This is a genomic window from Stenotrophomonas sp. STEN020, assembly GCF_056760195.1.
On record NZ_JBRREI010000037.1, the window covers coordinates 1 to 23,780 of the forward strand.

A 23,780-nucleotide genomic window follows, 5' to 3' on the forward strand; every position below is an offset into this window, starting at 1 on the left:
GCTCTACCGTTTGAGCCCCTCTCCCGCTTGCGGGAGAGGGGTTGGGGTGAGGGCAGCTTTATGCTGGTAAAGCCTCTGCCGAGCATGGCTCGGCACTACAACAGCAAAAACGCAAAAAGGCGCGGAATCCGCGCCTTTTTGCTTTCTTCAATCCCGCATCAACGCCAGATCTTGATCTGCTCGGCGTCGGTGCGCTGCATCGGCTGACCAGGCTTGCAGCTGAAGCTGGCACCAAACTCCGGCAGGTTGGACAGCGGTGCATTGCTGCGCCAGCGGCCCGGTGCGCGCACATCGGTGCTCAGACGCTGTACGGCTTCGTTCGGCGACAGCTGCTGCGCCCACAGGCTGGTCCAGCCCTTGAAGAAGTCCTGCTTGTCAGCCGGCTTGGCATCGGCTTGGGCGGCATTGAAAGCCTCCAGCGCGATTTCCATGCCCGACAGATCAGCCATGTTCTCGTCGCGGGTCAGCTCGCCGTTGACCTTGGCATCCTTGACGCCCGGGAACGGGTAGGCGCTGTACTGCGCGGCGACACGGTTGCCTAGCAGGGTCCAGGCGCTCTTGTCGGCCGGCGTCCACCAGCTGCGCAGCTCGCCCTTGGCGTCGATCATGGCGCCTTTGACGTCGATGGCGCGGCTGACTTCATGCGCGACCAAGCCACCGAAGGCGCCAAACTTCTCAGCGGTGCTGGCGTTGCCGGCAAAGATCGGGCCCTGCAGTGCGGCGGCAGTAACGATCAAGCGGTTCTGGGCGATGTCGTAAGCGATCGACGGCTGCTGCGGCAGCACGTCCCAGCGACGGTCGGCGTTGCCCTTGCCGATGCGCTTCATTTCCTGGGCGTGGCGCCAGGTGGAAGCGATCAGGATGTTGCCGCCGAAGCTGCCACGGCCCATCGGCTGCACGGTGTAGTCCAGATCGCGTAGCGGGGTGCCGATCTCGATCTTCATCGCAGCCAGCTTGGCTTCGGCTTCGGTCTTGGCCTCGGCGCTGAGCCAGCTGCTGCGCTTGACCGCGGCAATCTGTGCTTCGCGGATCTGGTCGACCATCACACCGGCCTGGCGGCGGGTATCACGATTGAGATAGGTAGCCGCGTACTCATGACCCAGCATCGGGCCGGCGGCTACGTTGATGGCGTCGAGCACGGCGTCGGGACGCGACGGGGCGATGGTCTGGCCACGCAGCACGCGGCCACGGAATTCAAACTCGGCGTCGCGGTAGGCTTTGGACAGGTACGGCGCCATCGAGTCGCCCACGCGCCAGCGCAGGTAGGCCTTCCATTGGTTGGCTGGCAGGCGGCTGACCATGCCGTTGAGCTGCTGGAACAGCGCCGGGTCGGCCAGCGACACCAGGTCGTCGTTCACGCCCTGGGCCTTCAGGAACGCATCCAGCTGCAGGTTGCGGTAGCGGCTGTTGAGGTCCTTGGTGGAGACCGGCGCGTAGTTGTTGAACGGATTGTTGATGTCGGCGACCGAGTGCGCGCTGCGCGCCAGTTCGGTTTCCAGCTGGATGACCAACGCCGATTCGGCATCAAGCTGCGCGGCCGGGGTGCCGGTCAGCGCCAGGATCTGCTTCACATAGCCGCGGTAGCGGCCCATCAATGCGACGGTGTCGGCATCGGTACGGGTGTAGAAGGCCGGGTCCGGCAGGCCGGTGCCGCCCTGCATGAAGTAACCGATGTGGCGGTCCAGCGCCTTCAGGTCCACGTCCGGGGCGAAGTTGAACGCTACCGGGATGCCAACCTGATGCAGCGCGGCGATCGAGGCCGGGATGTCCTTGGCCTTCTTGATGGCATTGATGCGGGTCAGCAGCGGCGCGATCGGCTTGGAACCATCGGCTTCGACGGCGGCTTCATCCAGGCCGCTGGCCCAGAAGTCACCGAGCAGCTTCTGCACATTGCCCTGCGGGGCGGTCATCGAGCGCTCAAGCAGCTGGCGCTGCTGGGTGCGGGTGTTGTCCGCCAGCGTGCCGAGGGCGCTGACCGCGCCGGTCTGCGGCACCGGATTGGCCTTGAGCCAGTTGCCGTTGGTGGTTTCGTAGAAATCCGTACAGGCCGCGCTCACTGCCGGTGCCCGTGCCGCAGGCTTCTTGCGGGCGGCCTGTGCATCGTTGGTGGACAGGACGGTCACCAGGGAGAAGGCCAGGGCCAGGGTAAGTGGGCGAACGTTGGGCATGTGGTGCATATCCGCAGAAGGACAAAGTGGGCGGAGTTTAACAAGCTGGCGGGGGAATGGTGCCGGGGCAGGGCACGGAATTGGGCACTGCATCAAAGCCGGTGGTTGTGGGAGCCGCGTCAGCCGCGAAGCCACTGCAGGTGATGCGGCTGGCATTGATTGGATTGCGTTGGCTCCTGGCGCTTTGGGGGCGGTCGGCATCGCGGCTTACGCCGCTCCTACAAAAAAACGAAGAAGGCCCGGCGATGCCGGGCCTTCTTCTGGTCTCACTGCAGGGCAGCAATTACCAGATCACTACCTGCTTGTCGCCAGCACGGACCATCGGCGAGCCGGCCTTGCACTGGAACGCAGCAGCAAAGGTCGGCAGGTTCGACGGCGCACCCATGGCACGGAACTGTGCCGGGGCGTGCGAGTCGGTGGCCAGGCGGACCTTGGCGTTCTCGGCGGTGTACTTGGTGCGCCACACGGTGGCCCAGTTGAAGAAGAAGCGCTGGTCGCGGCTGAAGCCGTCAACCTTTGCATCTTCCTTGCCGGCCGAAGCCTTCTGCAGGGCGTCATAGGCCGTGGCCAGACCGCCCAGATCGGCGATGTTCTCGCCCAGGGTCAGCGTGCCGTTGACCTGCTGGTCGCCCACCTTGTACTCGTTGAACTGCTTGACAAGCTTGCCGGTCAGGCCTTCAAAGCCCTTGGCGTCAGCCGGGGTCCACCAGTTCTCGAAGTTGCCGGTCGGGCCGAAACGGCTGCCCTGGTCGTCGTAACCGTGGGTCATTTCGTGGCCGATGACCGCACCGATACCACCGTAGTTCAGCGCGTCGTCGGCGTTCACGTCGAAGAACGGCGGCTGCAGGATGGCGGCCGGGAACACGATCTCGTTCTGCAGCGGGTTGTAGTAGGCGTTGACCGTCTGCGGGGTCATGCCCCACTCGGTCTTGTCGACCGGCTGGCCGATCTTGCCCAGTGCCCACTTGTAGTTGAAAGCGTTGGCAGCGCGTACGTTGCCCAGGTAGTCATCGTGGGTGGTGCTCAGGCCGCTCCAGTCACGCCACTTGTCCGGGTAGCCGATCTTCGGGGTGAAGGTTTCCCACTTGGCGATGGCCTTGGCCTTGGTTTCGTCGCTCATCCAGGTCAGGTTCTGGATGCGGTCCTTCAGCGCGCTGGCCAGGTTCTTGACCAGTTCTTCCATCTTGGCCTTGGACTCGGGCGAGAAGGCGACCTTCACGTACATCTGGCCGAAAGCATCGCCAGCATCGTTTTCAATGGTGCCCAGGACCTGCTTCCAGCGCGGCTTGATTTCCTTCTGGCCGTTCAGTTCCTTGCCGTAGAACGCGTAGTTCTCCTGCACGAACTCATTGCTCAGGTACGGTGCGGCGCCGTCCACGGTGTGGAAGCGCAGGTAGGCTCGCCACGTGGCCGGGGCGGTGTCGGCAAGCATCTTGCTCACTTCCTGGTGGAAGGCCGGCATGGCCAGCGAGAACTTCTCCGGTGCGGCAATGCCCTGCGCCTGGAAGAAAGCGGTCCAGCTGAAGTTCGGGGTCAGCTTGTCGGCATCGGCCACGCTGACCGGGTTGTAGTACAGCGAAACGTCACGCGACAGCTCGACGCTGGACTTGGAGGCCTTGGCCAGGCGGGTCTCGAACTTGACCACTTCTTCGGCCTGCTTGGCGGCGTCGGCAGCGGCAATGCCGCTCAGCTCCAGCACTTTGGCCACGTGGGCCTTGTAGGCGTTGAGCTTGTCGGCCTTGCTGGCGTCGGTGTAGTACGTGGTGTCCGGCAGGCCCAGACCACCCTGGCTGGCATAGGCCATGTTCATGGTCGAATTCTTGAAGTCCGCTTCCGGGCCGAAGCCGAACAGGAAGTTCTCGCCCTTGGCAGCGGTGCTGCGCAGGTAGTCGGCCAGCGCGGCGGTGTCCTGCAGGCCATCAATCGCAGCGAGGTCAGCCTTCAGCGGGGTGATGCCCAGGCTGTTGATCTTGGCTTCGTCCATGCCGGCAGCCCAGAAATCGCCGACGATCTTCTCGATGCCGGTGGCGTTCTTCATCGCCGCAGCCTGCTCGGCCAGCTGGTGCTGCACGGCAACCGAGCGCTCGTCGAGGATGGTGAAGGCGCCCCAGCTGGTGCGGTCAGCCGGAATCTCGTTGGCGTTGAGCCACTTCTCGTTCACGTAGCCGTTGAAGTCGGTACAAGCGTCCTTGCTGGCGTCGAGGTCGGCGGCGCTGAAGGCGTTGTAGGCCGGCAGCTTGGACTCGTCCAGCTTCAGCTCGTTGGCGGCGGCAGGAGCAGCGGCGGGAGCTGCTGCCGGGGCTTTGTCTTCCTGCTTGGGGCAGCCGGTCAGCGCAGCGGCGACGGCCAGCGACAGCAGGAGAATCTGGGGTTTGCGAACGATCACGGGAAAGGCCTCCGGGCCGGTTTCAAAGCATGAGTGGGGCCACGGAGTCCGGGGCCGAAGCAGGAAGATACGCCTGAAACCGATGAGGAAGGGGTGTAGAAGGTCATGGGTCGCTGCAGGCGTATTCCTATGGGCGGCGGCGAGTGGCCAATGCTATACAGCAGCAATGACCAAGACCTCGAGCAAGCAGTGGGACGCGATCCTGATCGGCGGCGGCCATAACGGCCTGGTGTGTGCGGCCTATCTGGCCAAAGCCGGCAAGCGCGTAGTGGTACTGGAGCGGCGTGCGGTGGTGGGAGGCGCCGCGGTCACCGAGGAGTTCCATCCCGGGTTCCGCAATTCCGTGGCCTCTTATACGGTGTCGCTGCTGCAGCCCAAGGTGATTGCCGAGCTGGAGCTGGAGCGGCATGGGCTGCGGGTGGTCTCACGCAAGCTCAACAACTTCCTGCCGCTGGGCGACGGTGAGTATCTGTTGGCCGGGGCCGGGCGCACTGCAGAACAGGTTGCACGTTTCTCCGCACACGACGCGGCACGCTTGCCTGAGTACGAGCAGCGGCTGGAGATTTTTGCTGATGTGCTGCGTGCGCAGGCGCTGCAGGCGCCGCCCAATATCAGCGGTATTGGTTGGCTGCGTGCCTTGCCAGAACTGTGGAAGGCCGGGCAACTCGGCCGGCAGCTGCAGCGCTTGAATCCAGCTTTGCAACAGGAGTTGATGGACCTGTTCACCATCTCCGCTGCCGAATATCTGGATCGTTGGTTTGAGAGTGCGCCGATCAAGGCCTTGTTCGGCTTCGATGGCATCGTCGGCAACTACGCCAGCCCCTATGCACCCGGCACCGCTTACGTGTTGCTGCATCACGTGTTTGGTGAAAGCAACGGCGTCAAAGGTGCCTGGGGGCATGCGATCGGTGGCATGGGTGCGATCACCCAGGCGATGGCGCGATCGGCGGTTGAGGCCGGTGTTGAAATTCGTACTGATGCTGCAGTAAGCAAGGTGCTGGTCGAGGAGGGGCGTGCGGTAGGTGTCGTGCTTGCTGATGGCGAAGTGCTGCATGGCAAGGCCATCGTTGCCAACGTCAATCCGAAGCTGCTCTACGAGCGCCTGTTTGATCCTGCCGATGTGCCGGCGGCTACGTTGGAACGCATGGCCAATTGGCGTTGCGGCTCCGGAACTTTCCGCATGAATGTGGCTTTGTCGAAATTGCCTGAGTTCAGTGTCTTGCCAGGGCAGGGCGACCACCTGACGGCAGGCATCATCATCGCGCCAAGTCTGGACTACATGGATCGCGCCTATCTGGATGCACGCCAATACGGCTGGTCACGCGAACCCATCGTCGAGATGCTGATCCCCAGCACCTTGGATGATTCACTGGCACCGCCCGGGCAGCATGTTGCGAGCTTGTTCTGCCAGCACGTTGCACCGCAGCTTTCGGATGGAAGAAGCTGGGACGATCATCGTGAAGACGTCGCGGATCTGATGATCGCTACTGTCGATAGGCATGCGCCGGGGTTTGCTGCTTCAGTACTGGGCAGGCAGATCATGAGTCCGTTGGATCTTGAGCGGGCCTTCGGCCTGATCGGTGGCGATATCTTCCACGGTGCGCTGAGCTTGAACCAGTTGTTCAGTGCGCGGCCAATGTTGGGGCAGTCGGGGTACAAGGGGGCGTTGCCGGGGCTGTATCTATGTGGCTCGGGTACGCATCCGGGCGGCGGCGTTACCGGCGCGCCTGGGCACAATGCAGCGAAGCGAATCTTGGATGACCTGTAGAGCTGCAGCGCAAGCAGCGCGCCGCTAAAAAAGGAGGCGACCTAAGTCGCCTCCTCATAGAACGTGCTACCAGTTGAAGATCAGAACTTGTACTTCAGACGCACGAACGGGGTGCGGCCGTAGTAGTCGTACTGCGTTGCGAAGGCAGGCACATTGCCGTAACGCGTACCGGCGCCGGTCGAGATCGATGCCGGCTTGGCATCGAAGACGTTGGCGACGCCAACCAGAATCTGCCAATCCGACTGGTCATACGTCATCGAAGCAGTGTGGTAGTAGCGAGCGTCAGCAGTGATGTCGCGGTAGGAGTTCGGACGGCCGAGATAGGTGAACTTTTCCGACAGGTCCTTGTTCTTGGTTTCACCGATGTACGAGGTCAGCCAGTTGAAGCTCCAGTCACCACGCTTGAAGGTCAGCCCCAGATTGGCGACCAGATCCGGACGGCCAATGAAGCCCAGCTGGTCCGAATTGCTCAGGCCGCTGGCCTCCGCGCTGTCGAACAACTGCATCACGTCTTCCAGTGTGTAGGTGACCTGGGTATCCACGGTGAACTTGCCGAAACCGAACTCGTGTTCCCAGTTTGCCGTCATGTCCCAGCCACGGGTGCGCTGCTTATTGATGTTGATGTACTGCGCATGCACTTCGGTAATCCGGAAAGGTTCATTCGGATCAGTGGAAGGGTTGCGGGTCATCAGGTCGCAGAACCTGTTCGGGAACGACGTGGAGCCGTAGCAGCCACCGACGATGTCACTCGCATCCAGTGAGGCAATCTGGTCATTGACTTCATAGTCGAAGTAGTCAATTGCCACATTCAGATTTGCAAACGATGGCGTGAAGACCAAGCCGACGCTCTTGGCGCGCGAGGTTTCCGGCTTCAGTAGGCCTGCACCACCACTGGTATAGACCGTTGCGCTGGAGCCATTGCCTGGGTAGTCGGGAGCAATACCCAAGGAGCCGCAGTTTGCCGCCAATTGGTCATTGCTCTTTTCGCCCCAGCGGATGCAAGGGTCGATCGACGTCTGTGGCAGGAACCCGGTCTGGTTGCCAAGGTACAGCTCATACAAGCCCGGGGCGCGATATGAGGTGCCCAAGGTGCCGCGAACGCGGAATGCGGAATTGATCTGCCAGCTAAGGCCGACCTTCCACACGCTGTCCGATCCGTCGACCGAGTCGTACTGGAATATACGGCCGGAAGCATTGGCGGTCAGCGATTCGATGCCTGTAATGCCCTTGAGCAGCGGCACCTCAAGTTCCACAAAGGCTTCCTTGACCTTGTCATCGCCCTTGGTGACATCGGCGCTGGAAGAACCCCAGATGAACCCATCGCGCGAGACCTGGCTCGGTTGATCGTCAATCTTGTAATAGCGGTACTCCAGGCCGGCAGCCAATCCCACAGCACCTGCTGGCATGTCGAACAATTCACCGCTGAAAACGGCATTGACGGTGGCCTGGTCATAGGTGGTCTTGCCTGTGTGCCAGATGCCGAGGATGTCAACGAGCTCATCAACCTTGGCGCCACTCAGATAGCCCGGGTCAAAGAAATTCGCGGCGGGAGTACCACTATTGTCATAGCCGAGGTCGCCAGTCAGGCGAGTGTCAATCCCCAGGTTGCGATAGGTACCGCTAGAGCGGCTGTAGTTCGCATTGACTTCCCAGCCCCAGGAGTCTGTACCGGCAAACAGACCATCGAGCTTGTTGGCCAGATAGTAATAGTCCACCTGGACCTGGGTGATGGATTTGAACGGCATGACGGGCTGGGCCATTCCGTTCACGGTGCCCGGTGCTTCCAGGATGGGGAAGAACTGACGCCAACTGAAGTTTTCAGTGTCACGCTGGTTGTAGAGGAACTGGCTCTTCCAGTTGAACGAATCGAAGCCGAAATCAGCGGCCACGTAAGCGGACTTACGCTCCTGGCGGTTGATGATATGGGCTTCACCCCAACGATTGAAGTTGGATGGGATTTGCGTATAGGCCTGGGTGCTTCCGTTTGCGTAGGTCTTGTCCTGTCTTGGAGCATAGCCAGCAAACGGACCGTTTGTGCTGCCGTCTTTCGTAGGCACCCAGACCTTCGCGGTGCCGTATTCCGCGATGTAGTTGTGTTGCATGTTGAGACAGAACGGGCGCGGGCCGTAGATCGAGGCATCCGTGCGGTCGATACGGTTGCCGTCCGCATCCTTGACCAGATCTTCCGAGCAGTTGAGGAAGTCTCGCTCACCGCGGGTCAGTTCGTTGTGGCGGTACCACTCGACGGCAGCGACGACGCTGCCCTTTTCGAAGTTCCAGCCGTTGGCCAGCGAGGCAGCAAAAACTTCACCGCCACCGTGCTGCGGGATGCGGGAGGTGACGGTCAGTTCAGGACGCTCGAAATTCTTCTTGGTGATCAGGTTGACCACGCCAGCGACAGCGTCGGAGCCGTAGATCGAAGACGAGCCGTCTTTCACAATCTCAGCACGCTGAAGGATGGCAGTCGGGATGACGTTCAGGTCGAACGCGCCCACTGCGCCGCGGGTGCCTGCCGGGCCAGGACGCTGGCCGTCGAGCAGTACCAAGGTGCGATTGGCGCCAAGTCCACGCAGCGAGAAGGTCTGTACGCCAGTACCGCCATCAACCACGAAACCACCAAACTGGTGGGTGATCTGTGTTTCGGCTGCGCCGATGGCGGATTTCTGCAGGAATTCACCAACGTTGACCTGGCCCTGTGCCGTGTTGGTTTCGGTGTCGATGGTAAAGACGGGGGAAATCGTGTCGTAGTCAGCGCGGCGGAGCAGAGATCCGGTGACGGTTACCTTGTCAAGGTCAGTTGCCCCGGCCTTCGTCTGCTGCTGGCTTGACTTTTCACCCTCCGAGGCGACCGCTTCTTGTGCGAAGGCGGGAGCCGCCTGGAGGCAGGCCAGAACTGCAAGTGTCAGAGGCAGGCGAATTGGCGAAGTGTGTCCGTTTTCTTTGCGCATACTGCTTTTTCCCCGTCTTGTTATGTTTCGGTTAACCGAGTCTAGGTAGCAAATAATGTAAATGCAAGGTGAATATCAAACATTTGTAACTATTTTTGTTGTAGGCCTGTTCAGCCCTTCGCGGGGCGAAGGGCTGAGCGGGGGGTCAAAGTCCGTTCGGGCCACAGTCACTGCGCAGGAAGCTTTCCATCAGCGGGAGCGTCGCCTGGTAGTGTCGGGGGTACCACGGCATGCTGTGGGGCATGTCCGGGATCAGTTCGAACTTGGCTGCAACCTTGCCTTGGACTGCGTTGTAGAAGCCGCGGGCATGGAATGCAGGGGTGCGGACGTCGCGATCACCCACGTAGAGCAGGACTGGGATGTTGGCGTTGGCGGTATGCTGCATGGGGTCCATGCCCTTGACGGTCTGTCCCTGGAGGATGCGTTGGAGGCGGTTTTCGCTCCACGAAACGCCCAGGCGAGCCAGGTCGGTCACCGGGGCGCCTGCAATGGCGCACTGGAACGGTGAGGGGTTGCGAACTGTGGCTGCTGCGGCGGCAAAACCGCCATATGAGTACCCAAAGATGGCAATGCGGTCCTTTGCCGCAATTCCCTGGGAAACAAGCCAGGCGGCGGCATCATCGTTGTCGTCCTGCATGGTCAGGCCCCACTGCTTGTCGCCTGCAATCCAATGGTCGCGGCCGAAACCGGTGCTGCCGCGGTACTGCGGGCGAACTACCGCGTAGCCGCGGGATGTGAAGTATGGGACCCAGCCGGATGCGTCCCAGCCTGTGTAGTCACGTGCCCATGGACCGCCGTGCGGGTGCACGAGTGCGGGCAGTGCGGTATCGCCTTCCTTCCAGCCTGCTGGCAGGTCAAGAATCGCTGGGATCTTGCGGCCGTCGCGCGCTGTGTAGGTGATCCAGCGCTGTTCGCCGATCTGATTGCTGTCCATCCAGGGGCGTTCGCTACCCAGTTGGGTGACGTTCTTCTTGTCGGTGAGGACAAAGTAGGAGGTCGGTTTGCTTGCGCTGCTGGTGGTGTAGAGCACTCTGGACAGGTCGTCGTTATAGCCGGTAATGGCGACGTACTGTCCTGGGTAGGCCTGCTTCAGGCTGTCGCTCAGTGCCTTCATCTGTGGGTCGACGTAAATGGCCTCGCGGCGCGGACCGTCTACGTAAAAACCGAGAACCTGATTGAAATTGCTTGGGCGCGTGCCGAGGATCAGGCTGCCGATCGGATACTGCGGGTGGGCTGCCAGCGGCTCCTTGTCAAAGGTCTTGGTCGCAGGGTCGTATTGCCACGCCTGAACCTGGTCAGAGAACTTGTCAGTCAGAATGTAAAGCTTGCCCGTGGTGTCATCGATTCCGGCTACTTCCATGGTGTAGCGGTCGCTGAGCTTGGTTGTAAGGGCGTCGTGCTTGTCGAACTGCCCGTTGCCCTTGTTCTTGATTAGGATCTGCTGCTCGTAGTCGTTCGATCCCAGGGGCTCGATCTGGCTTCGGGTCAGAAGTTCGCCGTTCCGGGGATGAAAGAGGCCTGGTGCAGCACGGGTTCCGCCGCGGAACAGTAGTTCGGTCTTTCCTGTGACCAGATTGAACAGATAGTAGTTTGCCGACAAAGTCAGCTCATTCATCTGCGAGATGATGACTTTGTCAGGATCAAGCGGGAGCGAGTGAACCAGTGATGCAGAGCCGGCCAATTCCAAGCAGCGCTGTGTCTGCTCGCTGACCCCGAGCTTGCGGGTGTTGTCGGCGAAAGCTTCATCGAACTTTGCTTGGCTTGGGTCCGTCAGATAGGCCTTTGTCAGGAAGGTCTTTGTGGCGCCAGTGGAATTGCCCTCGCCACAGCCTGATAGCTGTCCGGTGAATTCCTGGCGGCCAATGACCAGCGTCTTTCCTGCCTTGAGTGCGCTGGCGGCAATGAATTTCATTCGATCACCCGAAGGGGTGATTGAGGTGGGGCCACTGCCGAGCTTGTCCATGTCCCAGTTGGCCAGTGCGGTATCGCCATTGTTGCTGCCTGGCGCGGCGATGATGGCGACGAGCCTCTTACCATCGGCGCTCATCGTCACAGACTGAATTGCGGGTATCTTCGCGAAGCTCTCCGTTGGCAAGGGGGTTGGGGCAGCTTGAGCGGTTGTTGCAGCCAGCGCGATGCTGGCTGCGAGGGCAAACTTGGCGCACTTGAGTGGTTTCATCGATGTGACGTCCTTGGCTATGGCGTATGTGCCGAGTCGTGGCACATTTATGCTGAAGATGAATGAACCCTGTATTTTCGTCAATGCTGCGGTTTGTCTTTACGTGTTGGCACATTGTTTTTGCAGCGAAAGTTGGGTGTGGCACTATCTCGGCCAACTCTTTTGAATCCTTCACGTCATGCAGCTTTACGATCAGTCCCGTCCAGCCACCCACCGTGTGCAAAAAGGGCTTTCCCCCCATCCGCGTATCCGCAATGTCATTGCGGTCGGTTCGGGCAAGGGCGGGGTGGGCAAGTCCACCACGGCGGTGAATCTGGCCTTGGCGCTGAAAGCGCTGGGCGCCAAGGTTGGGGTACTGGATGCCGATATCTACGGCCCCAGCGTGCCGGCCATGTTGGGCCTGAGCGGCCGGCCGGAGAGCCCGGACAACAAGTCCATCGAGCCGCTGCGGGCGTTCGGGGTCGAGGCGATGTCGATCGGTTTCCTGATCGAGCCCGACTCCCCGATGATCTGGCGTGGACCGATGGCCACTTCCGCGCTGACCCAGCTGTTCAACGACACGCTGTGGGGCGACCTGGATTTCCTGCTGATCGATCTGCCGCCGGGCACTGGTGATATCCAGTTGACGCTGTCGCAGAAGATCCCGGTGGCTGGGGCGGTGATCGTCACCACGCCGCAGGACATCGCCACGCTGGATGCGCGCAAGGCATTGAATATGTTCGAAAAGGTCGAGGTTCCGGTGCTCGGCATCATCGAAAACATGGCCGTGCATACCTGTAGCAACTGTGGCCACGTCGAGCATCTGTTCGGCGAGGGCGGTGGCCAGCGCATGGCTGAGCAGTACGGGGTGCCGTTGCTGGGCTCACTGCCGCTGGATATTGGCATCCGCGAGCAGGGCGATGCGGGGGCGCCGATCGTGGTTGCGCAGCCCGAGTCGGCGGCGGCCAAGGCGTATATGGCGGCGGCGCAGCGCTTGGCTGAGGAATTGGCCAAGCGTCCGCGCGCCAGTATTCCGATCCTGTCCTCGCTGATCTGAGGCTGCCGCCCGATTGGCAACAGCGAAGGTCCGTTCTGCGGGCCTTCCACATACATAGAGAGTGTGCAGAAGTTGCTGGCAGGCGATTGCTTGCCGGCTCCTGGTCGGCTCTAGGCTAGAATCGACCACCCCCGGCCGCAGGCATGCTGCGGCACAACGTGAACAGGATCATTGAATGAGCATCAAGAGCGACCGTTGGATCCGCCAAATGTCCGAGCAGCACGGCATGATCGCGCCGTACGAAGCCGGTCAGGTCAAGCAGGTGGATGGCCAGCGCATCGTCAGCTACGGCACCTCCAGCTATGGCTACGACGTGCGTTGCTCGCGTGAGTTCAAGGTGTTCACCAACATCAACTCGACCATCGTCGACCCCAAGCACTTCGACCCGAAGAGCTTTGTCGACATTGAGGCCGATGAATGCATCATCCCGCCGAATTCGTTCGCGCTGGCACGCACGGTGGAGTTCTTCCGCATCCCGCGCGACACGCTGGTGGTGTGCCTGGGCAAGAGCACCTATGCGCGCTGCGGCATCATCGTCAACGTCACTCCGCTGGAACCGGAGTGGGAAGGCCACGTGACCCTGGAGTTCTCCAACACCACGCCGTTGCCGGCACGCATCTATGCCAACGAAGGTGTGGCGCAGATGCTGTTCTTCCAGGCCGACAAGGACGACATCTGCGAGACCTCGTACAAGGACCGTGGCGGCAAGTACCAGGGCCAGACCGGCGTTACCCTGCCGCGCACCTGAGTGCGGTTTGGGCTGAAATGAAAAAGGCGCCGTCAGGCGCCTTTTTCATTATTCATAACCTGTCGAAGCGGCTTATTTGCCGCGTCCGAACAGCATGCCGATACCGACGGCGACCAGGATGGCGGGCCACCAGGTGGCGAGCATGGTGCCGATGTTGCCGTTGATCCAGCCGAGGTTCTTGGCCAGGAAGAACAGGCCAACGATGATCAGGATCAGGGCGGCGATCAGATTGGAGCGCATCGGCTTGCGGAGTCCGTAAAGGGGGAAGGGGCTTATCGTAGCCGCTGGCGCCAGATTTCGACACGTTGGGCCAGTACCTCCGGGTCGAAGCGCTGTGCCTTGCCGCTGCCCCAGACCGGGCCCGGCCATGCGGCGTCGTTCTCGTTGCGGCCGATCAGGTGCACATGCAGCTGGCGCACAATGTTGCCGAGGGCGCCGATGTTGATCTTGCTGACATTCGGCTTGTGCTTGAGGTGCTGGGAGATCTGGTTGATCTCGGCCAGCAGCAGGCGCTGTTGGGCGCCGTCCAGATCGATCCACTCGCTGGCGTTGGGTACGCGCGGCACCAGCACGACCCACGGGAAGCGGTCGTCGTTCATCAGGCGGATCTGCGACAGGGGGCCATCGGCGATCAATACGCTGTCGGCGGCAAGGCGGGTATCAAGTATGAAATCGGACGTCACAACTTCGGTCATCGCAGGTTCTCGCTGAAGAAGGCCAAGGTGCGTTCGCGCGCCAGGTCGGCGCTGGCTGGGTGGTAGTGCATGCCGACCTCGCGGTTGAAGGCGTGGTCGGCTGGATAGACATATACAGGCAAGTCGGGTTGCTTTTCACGGTGCGCTGCAACGGCGGCGGCCGGGATCGAAGCGTCCTGGTCGCCAAAGTGGAAGATCGCCGGGGCTTTGAACGCTGTATCCAGGAACGGCACATTGCGCGCGCCGTAGTAACTGGACGAGGGCAGGCCCAGCCGTTGCGCGGCCAACAGGGCGATGCTGCCGCCCCAGCAATAGCCGACCGTGCCGACCTTGCCGTATGGCGCCAACGTGGCAGCGGCGGCTTCGACCACGGCCACGGCGCGCTCCACGCCGAGCTCATCCACCAGCGCTTTGCCGCGGCTGACGCCCGCAGCGTCATAGTCCAGCTGCAGGTCCGGCTCGATCAGGTCGAAGAAGGATGGCGCCAGCACCGCGTAGCCCTCGGCGGCGTACTGTTCGGCCACATGGCGGATATGCGCATTGGCGCCGAAGATTTCCTGTATGACCACCAGGCCGGCGCGTGGGCTGCCGGAGGGTAGGGCCTGCCAGGCGCGGACCGGGCCGAGTGGGGTGGGGAGGGTGATCCACTGAGACATGAGGGGCTCCGGGGTAAGGGGCGAAAGGCGGAGTTCCTTCTCCCGCCTGCGGGAGAAGGTGCCCCGAAGGGGCGGATGAGGGGAGCTTTTAGAGCGGGGTCTGCTTGCTAGAAGCTTCCCCTCACCCCAACCCCTCTCCCGCTCGCGGGAGAGGGGCTCTAGTCAGTCATTCCCGCGATGAGACTGATTATCAGCTCTCTCACGTATTAAGCCAGCCGCAGGGCGCCGCGCCTTCGGCCCGGTATACTGCCCGGCTTTCCGGCCTCGCTGCCATTCCGGCCCGGCCCCAGGATTTCCAGATCATGTCCCAGCTGAACCCCAAAGTCGGCTTCGTCAGCCTTGGCTGCCCGAAGGCCCTCGTCGATTCCGAGCGCATCCTCACCCAGCTGCGGGTGGAGGGCTATAGCATCGTGCCGTCCTACGACTCGGCCGACGTGGTGGTGGTCAATACCTGCGGCTTCATTGACTCGGCCGTGGCCGAATCGCTGGACGCGATCGGCGAGGCGATGAACGAGAACGGCAAGGTCATTGTCACCGGCTGCCTGGGCAAGAAGGGCGACATGATCCGCGAGCATTACCCGGACGTGCTGTCGGTGTCCGGCCCGCAGGACTACACCACGGTGATGGAAGCGGTGCATGCCGCACTGCCGCCCAAGCACGACCCGTTCGTCGATCTGGTGCCGGACTACGGCATCAAGCTGACCCCGCGTCACTACGCCTACCTGAAGATTTCCGAAGGCTGCAACCACCGTTGCAGCTTCTGCATCATTCCCTCGATGCGTGGCGATCTGGTCTCGCGCCCGGTCGACGAGGTGCTGCGTGAGGCCGAACGTCTGGTCAAGGGCGGTGTGCGCGAGCTGCTGGTGGTGTCGCAGGACACCTCGGCCTATGGCGTGGACCGCAAGTACGCGCCGGGCACCTGGCGCGGCAAGGAATACGCCACGCGCATGAAGGCGCTGTGCGAAGGCCTGTCCGAGCTCGATGCTTGGACCCGACTGCACTACGTCTATCCGTACCCGCACGTCGACGATGTGGTGCCGCTGATGGCCGAGGGCAAGATCCTGCCGTACCTGGACATTCCGTTCCAGCACGCAAGCCCGCGCATCCTCAAGCTGATGAAGCGTCCGGGTGCGGTCGACAAGACCCTGGAGCGGGTGCTGCGCTGGCGCGAGATCGCGCCGGAGATCACCGTGCGTTCGACCTTCATCGTCGGCTTCCCAGGTGAGACCGATGCCGAGTTCGAGCAGCTGCTGGACTTCCTTGATACCGCCCAGCTCGATCGCGTTGGCGCTTTCGCCTACTCGCCGGTGGAAGGTGCAACGGCAAACGAGTTGCCGGATCCGGTGCCGGAAGAAGTGAAGCAGGAGCGCCTGGCCCGTTTCATGGAAAAGCAGGCTGCCATTTCCGCCGCCAAGCTCGAAGCCAAGATCGGCAGCGTGCAGCAGTGCTTGGTAGATGGAATCGAAGACGGCATCGCCGTGGCTCGCTCCAAGGCCGATGCGCCGGAAATCGATGGTCTCGTGCATATCCAGAATGCTGTTGAAGCCAAGCTGCGCGTCGGCGACTTCGTCAACGTCGAGATCACCGACAGCGACGAGCACGATCTGTTCGGCGACGCGCTGATCGAAACCAAGGCCGCAGCGTTCGATATCAAGGTGCTGTGACCGCAGCACCTGCCGCAGACGATGCCGGTACTGGCCGGCGTCGTTTTGTAGCGCCGTTGCGCGGGCATGTTGATCTGTGCGTTTTTGACCATCCGCTGTTCGCGGATTTCAGCGATTTTGCCGCGTTGCTGCGTGCTGCCGATTGGCCGGGCACCGATGTACTCAATGCACAGTTGCCAGTGCAGGGAAAGCAATTCGTTGCTCAGGATGATGTCCTGCTTGGCGACGGCCTGCACTACGAACAGCGCATTGCACAGGGTGGCATCGCCACCCGCGAGCAGAACTGGCACGACCTGTTCAACGCGCTGGTGTGGGCGCGCTACCCTGCGATCAAGCAGGCGCTCAATGCGCAGCAGTGCCGGCATATCGCAGCGATGGGGCCAAGCCAGCGCAATCGCGCGCAGGCCGCATTGACCCAGTTCGATGAAACCGGAGTGATCGTGCGTGTTCGCGATGCGAGCCTGCTGTCGGCATGGGACCGGCACGATTGGTCGGCGCTGTTCAAACCGGCGCAATGGCGCGAAGGTGACATCGCAGTCTGCGCGCTAGTTGGCCATGCGCTGATGGAGCAGGCTTTGCTGCCCGAGCGGCTGCTGGTTGGAAAGTGTTTGGTCGTCGTTGGCGATGATGACGTGGCCTGCGTTGCCGCAGTGGCGGCAGCGATCGAAGACGCCAACTTACTTGCGGACCCCGCCGAGCTACGGCCACTACCGCTGGCCGGCATCCCCGGCTGGCATGCGCCTCAAAACGCGGCCTTCTATCAATCGACCGATTACTTCCGTCCGCTACGCGAAGGACGCCTCTATCCGGCGCCGCTCAGCGTCAGCCGTAGCTGACGTCGATAATGGCGAAGCGGGTCAACCCGCTGGGCAACTCCACGACGAACTCGTCGTCGATGCGCTTTTTCAGCAATGCCCGCGCCAGTGGTGAGTCGATACTGATCCAGCCGGCCGGTGCGTCGGTTTCATCGGGGCCGACGATCCGGTAGACAACGGTCTGGCCGGAATCGACGTTCTCCAGCTCCACCGTCGCGCCGAAGAATACCGCTTCCGGATCGCTCGGCGTGGTGTCGACAACGCGCAGGGCTTCCAGTCGTTTGCTCAGGTAACGCACGCGGCGGTCGATCTCGCCCAGCTGCTTCTTGCGGTAGGTGTATTCGGCGTTCTCCGAGCGATCACCTTCAGCGGCGGCGGCTGCCAACGCCTTGACCACCTCCGGTCGACGCTGCCGCCACAGCTCATCCAGCTCGGCCTTGAGCCGGGCATGGCCCTGGGGGGTGATCAGGGCGGTACTTTTTTCTGCAGGGGGGCGCCAACGGCTCATTGCGGTCAGGTATTGCGTGGATGCCGGCATGGTAGCCGGGCTGGCTTGCGCAAGGCCAATCCATGGCTGAAGCTTTGCGTTCTCTGACAAGGAAGTCTGGTCGATGTTGATCCTGCCGCTGCACAAACCGCTCAACCTGAGCACGCTGCCCCTGGTAACCGTGTTGCTGGTGCTGATCAATGTCTACGTGTTTTTCGCCTGGCAGGCTGATGATGAGCAGAAGGTGCAGGCGGCGCAGGACTGGTACCAGCAGTCCGGGTTGGCCGAATACGAGCTGCCCGCCTACGAGAAGCATCTGCGTTTGACTGCGCACGGTGATGCCTTGGCCGAACTGGGATCAATTCCAGCAGAGCAGCGGGGCGGCTACGTTGGCATGGCGACCTTGAGTGATGTTGCGTTCCAGCAGGCGCTGGAGGAGGGCGGCTTGTTTGAGTCGGAAGACCAGCGGGCCGCCTGGGCACCGCTGCGGCGCGAGTACCAAACGCAGCTGGATCAGGTATTCACCCTGCGCCATATCCTGCGCAGTTCGGAATGGTCGCCGCGGCGATTGCTGTCAGCTGCCTTCCTGCACGGCAGCGTGATGCATCTGCTTGGCAACATGCTGTTCCTGGTGGTGTTGGGCTTGCTGCTGGAAGGCGCGCTCGGCGGCTGGCGCTTTCTGGGCCTGTACCTGTTGGGGGCGGTGGGCTCCAGCGTCGCCAGCGTGTTGTGGCGCTGGGGTGAAGTCGGCGGTGGGCTCGGCGCATCCGGTGCGATCGCAGCGGTGATGGGAGCGTTCTGCGTGGTTTGGGGGATGCGTCCGGTGCGCTTCTTCTACTGGTTCGGAGTGATCTTCGACTACGTGCGCGCGCCGGCCATCTGGCTGTTGCCGCTGTGGTTGGGCTGGGAGGTGTTCAACCTGCTGACCAATGATGAAGCTGGTATTGGCTTCGACGCGCACGCTGGTGGTCTGATCTGCGGTGCGCTGCTGGGTGGCGTGCTGGTGTTGACCCGGCAGACCCGCCAAGACTACATGGCTGACGACACCGAAGTGTCGGTCAACGATCAGCGTTGGGAGCAGGCTCAGCACTACATGGGCCGTCTTGAAAACGGGGCTGCCGAACGCGTACTGAGCGAGTTGGCCGCCGAACAACCACAACGGCTGGATATTGCGCTGGCGCGCTATCGGGTGGCTGCCAACGCCGGCAAGCGCGACGAGATGCGGGCGCGTGCTGCCGATGTATTGCGGCTGGATGCGGATGATGCGGCCGCGCTTGCCGCGCAGCAAGGCATTGTGAAACAGCTGCTGGCCGATGGCGGAGTCGCCGAGCTTGCCCTGCTCGCATTCGAACGCTGCCTCAAGGCCGGCTGGCTGCAGGAGGCTGAAGCAGTATGGGAACAGGCCATTCAGTTGCCCGCTGAGATGCAGGCGCAGGGTTGGCTACGGCTGGCCTTGCGACACGGCGAGGCCAATGCCCATGCACAACGAAAGCGTTTGCTGGAGCTGCTGCAGCAGCGCTTTTCGGCCACGCCACAAGCTGGCAAGGCTCGGTTCCTGTTGGAGAACGACTAAGCGATCTGTCGCAGTTGCTTTCAGGTTGAGCTGACCTGCAATGCGGTCTTGGCTGCCTCGAGCTTGCGGCGTTGCTCCTCGTCTTCGCAGCGCTGCAGCGCCTGGTCGATCAGTTGCAGTGCTTCGGCGTCGCGGTTGTAGCGTTCGCCCAGCAACAAGGCGGCCTGCAGGGCCCATTGCGGTGCCTCCGGTGCGCGCGGCCATGCCTTGAACATCGAGCGCAAGGTGTCCATCTGCAGTTGCAGCTGGCCGCTGAGGTGCGCTCGTTCGGCTAGATGCGCTGCCTGCTGCGGCTCGGCAGGGGTAAAGTCCGGGTCGACCTCGAGCATGTCACGCAACACGTTCATCGCCTCGCGCTCCTGCTTCTCGATCAGCAGGCGGTTGATGTACTGGCGGGCATGCTCGCGCAAAGCATCTGATGCGCCCTTGCGACGAAGCAGGCGCTGGTACAACTCATGCACCGGCAGGCTGACCGCACGCGAGCGTACCGAGCCGCGCAGGGCGTCCAGCGCGGCATCCAGCTGTCCTTCGCGGACGAAGTGCTCGGCCTCATCCAGCAGTTTCTGGTCCGGGTCATGCCGTGCAAAGGCGTCGTGCCCAGCTTCCGGTTCGAAGCCCAGCGCATCGTGGTATTGGTAGACCAGATAGCCGAGCAGATGGAAGGCGCTGAACAAGCCCCAGATGCTGAAGAAACTGAGCACCAGCTCACCAATGATGGGCGGCATGAAGCCGTGCAGCCATTGGCCAGCGGTCAATGCGCTGGCCTGGATGACGAACAGCAGCAGGAAGGCGGCCAGGTAGGGCCAGCCGATGCGGAGGGCGATGGTGATCGAAGTGACTGGATTGGCGGCGTGGCGCAGGCTGCCATCCATCGCCAGCGAGATCACGCATCCAGGTTGCAGCAGGACCACCGCTCCGAGTGTCAGCAGGCCGATCACGGGGCCGGTGAAGATCGCCACCGTCACCACGAAGATACCCATCAGTATCATCAACCCCAATAGCCGGATGACGGTGCCATCGCTGCTGTTGAGGGTGTTCTCCGGCGAGGTCATGCGCCCGTTTGCGGTTTCGCGCAGGATTTCGAAGGCGTAGCGGTAGATCGCCACCCAGGTGACGATGCCAAGCAACCAACCAATGGCTGGCAGCCAGGTCAGCAAGGTGCATAGCGTGAGTGCGATCAGCGAATACAGTGCCGGACCACGCACAGGATAGAGCGTGATCGCAGGCAGTCGTTGCCAGAATGCTTTTGGAGGTTGCGCGTTTGCGCTGCGCTTGCTGTCTTCCATGACGTTTCCCCGGGAGTCAGGGGCTGATTGTGGCTGCTGCGATAGCGGGCCGGCAATGGGCCGGCCCGGTTTGGCACTCAGCGTTTGCCGCCAAAAATGCTGCCCAGAATGCCGCGCACAATCTGATTGCCCAACTTGGTGCCGACAGTGCGGGTGGTCTGCTTGGCCATTGTCTCGATCATGCCCTGGCGACGCTTGGTGCCGAAGATGGCGTCCTTGATGCTCTGGCCGAAACCGCCTTCCTGTTCTTCGTCCTGTTGGCGGGTGCGGGCGACAGGTGCCTGCGCCTGTTCAACTGCTTTCTCCGCGCGCTTCGCCAGCATCTCGGCCGCGGATTCGCGGTTGATGGCGGTGTCATAGCGGGTGCCGACAGGGCTGCCGGCGCGTACCTGGGCGCGCTCGGCATCGGTGATCGAGCCCATCCGGCAACGCGGCGGCGCGACCAAGGTCTTCTGCACCGGCGAGGGAATGCCCCTGTCCTGCAGCGTGGAGACCAGTGCTTCACCGGTGCCCAGCTGTGACAGCGTGGCGACCACGTCGAGCTTGGGGTTCTGCACGAAGGTTTCAGCCGCCGTCTTGACCGCCTTCTGGTCGCGCGGGGTGAAGGCGCGCAGCGCGTGCTGCACGCGGTTGCCGAGCTGGCCGAGGATGTTGCCTGGCACGTCGTCCGGGAACTGCGAGCAGAAATACACGCCCACGCCCTTGGAGCGGATCAAGCGCACCACCTGTTCGATGCGCTGCACCAGTGCTGGCGGTGCATCGTCGAACAACAGGTGGGCTTCGTCGAAGATGAAGACCAGCTTGGGCTTGTCCAGATCGCCTACTTCCGGCAGCTGCTCGAACAGCTCGGACAGCAGCCACAGCAGGAAGGTGGAGTACAGGCGCGGCTTGAGGATCAGTTGGGCGGCGGCAAGGATGCCGATCACGCCGCGACCATCGTGGTTGACCCGCATGATGTCGGCCAGTTCCAGTGCCGGCTCGCCGAAGAAGGCTTCGCCGCCGTCCTGTGACAGGCGCAGTAGTGAACGCTGGATGGCCGCCACCGACTGCGCGCTGACCAGGCCATATTCGGTGGAGATGTCCTTGCGCTCTTCGGCGACCAGGCCGAGCAGGGCGCGCAGGTCATCCAGGTCCAGCAGCAGCAGACCGCGGTCGTCGGCCAGCTTGAACACGATATCGAGCACGCCGGACTGGGTGTCGTTGAGTTCGAGGATGCGTGCGAGCAGGGTAGGGCCCATCTCGCTGACCGTGGTACGCACCGGATGGCCGAGCTTGCCATACAGGTCCCAGAACACCACCGGGCTGGCGGCCGGCGCAAAGCCGTCGACGCCGATCTCGGCGGCGCGCTGGGCCAGCTTCTCGCCGCCTTCGCCAGCAACTGCCAGGCCGGCTACGTCGCCCTTTACATCGGCCATGAACACCGGCACACCCAAGCGCGAGAAACCCTCGGCCAGCGTCATCAAGGTCACCGTCTTGCCGGTACCGGTGGCGCCGGCCACCAGGCCGTGGCGGTTGCCGAAGCGCGGGAGCAGGGTGACGGCGATGTCGTCGGTGACGCCTTTGCCGAGCAGGATCGGGTCCATGGAGGCACTCATTGGTGAATGAAGGAAGGATTCTAACGGCCGACTGTATCGCTGCGGTGGCAATGTTGCCCCCGGGTCTGTCTGCCAGCTACCCTGCCTCACCTTTGTCATGCAGTGCTGCTGATGCCCGTATCCCTGTTATCTGCTCGTCGTTGGTCGCTGTTGCTGGCGACCTCGTTGTTGACCGTGGTTCCGGCCGCACAGGCGATCTCCGCCCGCGACAAGGTCAAGGTCGATGCCATCGAGGCGCGGATGACGGCGGCCGAGAAGCGTTACAGCGATGCCTTGGTGCTGGTTGCCAATGCCGACCCCAAGGGCACGACCGAGGGCGACGCCGCGCTGGAAGACATGGAAGACGTGATCAGCGCTTGCATCGCGCAGAAGGGCTGCCAGGTCAGCAATCTGCTGGCTACCTACAAGCGCCTGCTCAAGCAGCGGGCAGATGGCAGCGGTGAGGCTGAGAGCGAGGACGGCGGCCCGTTGGAGGCCGATCCGGACCATATCGCGCCGTTGGTGGCCGATGTGCCCGAGGCAGCCCGCGCGGCGGCCCTGCTCAACGATCACCGCCATGCCTTCGACGACATGGTCGAGTACAACCCGGCGATCCAGGCCGGCATCCGCCGCTGGCTTACCGATATGCGGCCCTCGCTGCTGACCAGCTACGAGAACTACATGAACCTGCGCGGTGTCATGTGGCCGGAGTGGGAGAAGGATGGCCTGCCCGAGGCATTGCTGTTCGGCATCATGGCCAAGGAGTCCAATGGCCGTGTGCATGCCTCCTCGCGCGTCGGCGCTGCCGGCCTGATGCAGTTCATGCCGGCCACCGGCCGTCGTTTCGGGCTGGGCCCGGATGGCACCGGCTTCGATACCCGCTTTGATCCGCGCAGCGCCGCCAGTGCCAGCGCCGATTACATGAATGAGCGCATGCGCGGGCTCAACAAGAACATCGAGTACGCCCTGGCCGCCTATAACGGCGGTGAAGGCCGTGCCGCGCGTATTTACCGCGAAACCGGCGGCCAGAGCTTCTGGACCGATACCTCATACAACCAGTTCCCGGGCGAGACCAAGGATTACGTGCCGATGGTGATCGCCGCGGCGTGGATCTTCCTGCACCCGCAGCAGTACGGCGTCGAGTTCCCCAAGCTCAATGCGCAGCCGGCCACGATCCGCCTGGCCAAGTCCACCACCATTTACGAGCTGACCATCTGCCTGGGTAGCACCGGTACCCGTGACGGCTACATGCGCGCGCTGCGTAACCTCAATCCGCGTTACGAGGCGGATGGTTGGATTCCGGGTGGTACCACCATCAATGCCACCGCACGCATTGCTGGCCTGTACAACCGCTACTGCGTCAGCGGTCCGCGTGCGGATCTGGCGCGCGCGCTGATCACGGCGGATTTGAATGCTGCCATCAAGCGGCCGTCGGCGACGGTTACCGGTAGCGTTGCGGTAGGTGATGTGCAGGCAATGCAGGCAGCGCAGGCCGCGGCACCTGTTGTCGCACCGGTACCACGCCCGGCGGCACCCGCACGTCGTGCGGCGCGCAGTTACAAGGTCGCCCGGGGCGACACCTTGGGCGCCATTGCCAACCGCTTCCAATGCGAAGTGCCGGCGCTGGCGCGTGCAAATGGCCTGCGCGCACCCGCCTATGCACTCAAGCCCGGGCAAAACCTGAAGCTGGAAGGCTGCGGTCGTTGATGCAGAAAGGGCGCCGAGAGGCGCCCTTCTTGTATGTACCCGCACTGCTTTTGTGGGAGCGGCGTAAGCCGCGAAGCAGGTGGATCGTCA

At 62.4% G+C, this 23,780-nt stretch carries 17 protein-coding genes; 7 read left to right on the forward strand and 10 right to left on the reverse strand.

What is annotated here, in order from left to right; translation table 11 throughout:
• Positions 1-158 precede the first annotated feature (158 nt).
• Together ACVOLZ_RS15120 and ACVOLZ_RS15125 are read right to left on the reverse strand one after the other, a co-directional pair.
• Positions 159-2,168, reverse strand: a complete 2,010-nt coding sequence (locus tag ACVOLZ_RS15120; RefSeq protein WP_481516846.1) for a M13 family metallopeptidase — start codon at positions 2,166-2,168, stop codon at positions 159-161.
• Positions 2,169-2,451: 283 nt separating this feature from the next.
• Positions 2,452-4,551, reverse strand: a complete 2,100-nt coding sequence (locus ACVOLZ_RS15125; protein WP_481516878.1) for a M13 family metallopeptidase — start codon at positions 4,549-4,551, stop codon at positions 2,452-2,454.
• A gap of 169 nt (positions 4,552-4,720) precedes the next feature.
• Here ACVOLZ_RS15125 and ACVOLZ_RS15130 point away from each other — a divergent pair, with 169 nt between their 5' ends.
• On the forward strand, positions 4,721-6,322 hold the full coding sequence (locus ACVOLZ_RS15130) for a phytoene desaturase family protein (RefSeq protein ID WP_481516847.1): 1,602 nt from the start codon (positions 4,721-4,723) through the stop codon (positions 6,320-6,322).
• A gap of 80 nt (positions 6,323-6,402) precedes the next feature.
• Here ACVOLZ_RS15130 and ACVOLZ_RS15135 read toward each other — a convergent pair whose 3' ends face one another.
• Both ACVOLZ_RS15135 and ACVOLZ_RS15140 read right to left on the reverse strand, forming a co-directional pair.
• Positions 6,403-9,270: a TonB-dependent receptor plug domain-containing protein gene (locus tag ACVOLZ_RS15135; protein WP_481516848.1), complete on the reverse strand. Its 2,868-nt coding sequence runs from the start codon at positions 9,268-9,270 to the stop codon at positions 6,403-6,405.
• A gap of 145 nt (positions 9,271-9,415) precedes the next feature.
• Positions 9,416-11,449, reverse strand: coding sequence for an alpha/beta hydrolase family protein (locus ACVOLZ_RS15140; protein ID WP_481516849.1), 2,034 nt, complete (start codon positions 11,447-11,449; stop codon positions 9,416-9,418).
• Positions 11,450-11,627: 178 nt separating this feature from the next.
• On the opposite strand from ACVOLZ_RS15140, the gene apbC reads away from it, so the two are divergent.
• Complete coding sequence (apbC, locus tag ACVOLZ_RS15145; RefSeq protein ID WP_481516850.1) at positions 11,628-12,485, forward strand: iron-sulfur cluster carrier protein ApbC; 858 nt, start codon at positions 11,628-11,630, stop codon at positions 12,483-12,485.
• Between the two features lie 175 nt (positions 12,486-12,660).
• On the forward strand, positions 12,661-13,233 hold the full coding sequence (gene dcd, locus ACVOLZ_RS15150; protein WP_282266583.1) for a dCTP deaminase: 573 nt from the start codon (positions 12,661-12,663) through the stop codon (positions 13,231-13,233).
• 72 nt (positions 13,234-13,305) lie between these two features.
• Here the strand turns inward: dcd and ACVOLZ_RS15155 are convergent, their stop codons facing one another.
• The 3 genes from ACVOLZ_RS15155 to ACVOLZ_RS15165 are packed head-to-tail and all read right to left on the reverse strand — an operon-like array spanning position 13,306 to position 14,584.
• Positions 13,306-13,473, reverse strand: a complete 168-nt coding sequence (locus ACVOLZ_RS15155; protein ID WP_170183049.1) for a LiaI-LiaF-like domain-containing protein — start codon at positions 13,471-13,473, stop codon at positions 13,306-13,308.
• Between the two features lie 32 nt (positions 13,474-13,505).
• Positions 13,506-13,928: an HIT family protein gene (locus tag ACVOLZ_RS15160; RefSeq protein WP_481516851.1), complete on the reverse strand. Its 423-nt coding sequence runs from the start codon at positions 13,926-13,928 to the stop codon at positions 13,506-13,508.
• Entirely contained in the window at positions 13,925-14,584 is a 660-nt protein-coding gene (locus tag ACVOLZ_RS15165) for a dienelactone hydrolase family protein (RefSeq protein ID WP_481516852.1), read from the reverse strand. Before ACVOLZ_RS15165 ends, ACVOLZ_RS15160 begins: the two co-directional genes overlap by 4 nt.
• A gap of 302 nt (positions 14,585-14,886) precedes the next feature.
• Between ACVOLZ_RS15165 and rimO the strand changes: the two genes are divergently transcribed.
• Positions 14,887-16,248 (forward strand): 30S ribosomal protein S12 methylthiotransferase RimO, encoded by a 1,362-nt coding sequence (gene rimO, locus ACVOLZ_RS15170; RefSeq protein WP_481516853.1) that lies wholly within the window; start codon positions 14,887-14,889, stop codon positions 16,246-16,248.
• Entirely contained in the window at positions 16,245-17,084 is an 840-nt protein-coding gene (locus ACVOLZ_RS15175) for a DUF3025 domain-containing protein (protein ID WP_481516854.1), read from the forward strand. The genes rimO and ACVOLZ_RS15175 overlap by 4 nt, the downstream gene beginning before the upstream one ends.
• Here the strand turns inward: ACVOLZ_RS15175 and greB are convergent.
• Positions 17,071-17,571, reverse strand: coding sequence for a transcription elongation factor GreB (gene greB, locus ACVOLZ_RS15180; RefSeq protein WP_481516855.1), 501 nt, complete (start codon positions 17,569-17,571; stop codon positions 17,071-17,073). The two genes, ACVOLZ_RS15175 and greB, sit on opposite strands and share 14 nt — an antisense overlap.
• A gap of 103 nt (positions 17,572-17,674) precedes the next feature.
• Between greB and ACVOLZ_RS15185 the strand changes: the two genes are divergently transcribed.
• On the forward strand, positions 17,675-19,123 hold the full coding sequence (locus ACVOLZ_RS15185; protein ID WP_481516856.1) for a rhomboid family intramembrane serine protease: 1,449 nt from the start codon (positions 17,675-17,677) through the stop codon (positions 19,121-19,123).
• A 20-nt stretch (positions 19,124-19,143) separates the two neighbouring features.
• Here ACVOLZ_RS15185 and ACVOLZ_RS15190 read toward each other — a convergent pair whose 3' ends face one another.
• Positions 19,144-20,409, reverse strand: a complete 1,266-nt coding sequence (locus ACVOLZ_RS15190) for a tetratricopeptide repeat protein (protein ID WP_481516857.1) — start codon at positions 20,407-20,409, stop codon at positions 19,144-19,146.
• Between the two features lie 77 nt (positions 20,410-20,486).
• Entirely contained in the window at positions 20,487-21,992 is a 1,506-nt protein-coding gene (locus ACVOLZ_RS15195) for a helicase HerA-like domain-containing protein (protein WP_481516858.1), read from the reverse strand.
• A 123-nt stretch (positions 21,993-22,115) separates the two neighbouring features.
• On the opposite strand from ACVOLZ_RS15195, the gene ACVOLZ_RS15200 reads away from it, so the two are divergent.
• Positions 22,116-23,690, forward strand: coding sequence for a transglycosylase SLT domain-containing protein (locus ACVOLZ_RS15200; protein ID WP_481516859.1), 1,575 nt, complete (start codon positions 22,116-22,118; stop codon positions 23,688-23,690).
• Positions 23,691-23,780: the final 90 nt, after the last annotated feature.

What these genes read in the sequence shown, in the direction of transcription:
- ACVOLZ_RS15120 (WP_481516846.1), bottom strand. Translation starts at nt 2,168, where the DNA reads ATGCCCAACGTTCGCCCACTTACCCTGGCCCTGGCCTTCTCCCTGGTG.
- ACVOLZ_RS15130 (WP_481516847.1), top strand. Translation starts at nt 4,721, where the DNA reads ATGACCAAGACCTCGAGCAAGCAGTGGGACGCGATCCTGATCGGCGGC.
- ACVOLZ_RS15135 (WP_481516848.1), bottom strand. Translation starts at nt 9,270, where the DNA reads ATGCGCAAAGAAAACGGACACACTTCGCCAATTCGCCTGCCTCTGACA.
- ACVOLZ_RS15140 (WP_481516849.1), bottom strand. Translation starts at nt 11,449, where the DNA reads ATGAAACCACTCAAGTGCGCCAAGTTTGCCCTCGCAGCCAGCATCGCG.
- apbC (WP_481516850.1), top strand. Translation starts at nt 11,628, where the DNA reads ATGCAGCTTTACGATCAGTCCCGTCCAGCCACCCACCGTGTGCAAAAA.
- dcd (WP_282266583.1), top strand. Translation starts at nt 12,661, where the DNA reads ATGAGCATCAAGAGCGACCGTTGGATCCGCCAAATGTCCGAGCAGCAC.
- ACVOLZ_RS15155 (WP_170183049.1), bottom strand. Translation starts at nt 13,473, where the DNA reads ATGCGCTCCAATCTGATCGCCGCCCTGATCCTGATCATCGTTGGCCTG.
- ACVOLZ_RS15160 (WP_481516851.1), bottom strand. Translation starts at nt 13,928, where the DNA reads ATGACCGAAGTTGTGACGTCCGATTTCATACTTGATACCCGCCTTGCC.
- ACVOLZ_RS15165 (WP_481516852.1), bottom strand. Translation starts at nt 14,584, where the DNA reads ATGTCTCAGTGGATCACCCTCCCCACCCCACTCGGCCCGGTCCGCGCC.
- rimO (WP_481516853.1), top strand. Translation starts at nt 14,887, where the DNA reads ATGTCCCAGCTGAACCCCAAAGTCGGCTTCGTCAGCCTTGGCTGCCCG.
- greB (WP_481516855.1), bottom strand. Translation starts at nt 17,571, where the DNA reads ATGAGCCGTTGGCGCCCCCCTGCAGAAAAAAGTACCGCCCTGATCACC.
- ACVOLZ_RS15185 (WP_481516856.1), top strand. Translation starts at nt 17,675, where the DNA reads ATGTTGATCCTGCCGCTGCACAAACCGCTCAACCTGAGCACGCTGCCC.
- ACVOLZ_RS15190 (WP_481516857.1), bottom strand. Translation starts at nt 20,409, where the DNA reads ATGGAAGACAGCAAGCGCAGCGCAAACGCGCAACCTCCAAAAGCATTC.
- ACVOLZ_RS15195 (WP_481516858.1), bottom strand. Translation starts at nt 21,992, where the DNA reads ATGGACCCGATCCTGCTCGGCAAAGGCGTCACCGACGACATCGCCGTC.
- ACVOLZ_RS15200 (WP_481516859.1), top strand. Translation starts at nt 22,116, where the DNA reads ATGCCCGTATCCCTGTTATCTGCTCGTCGTTGGTCGCTGTTGCTGGCG.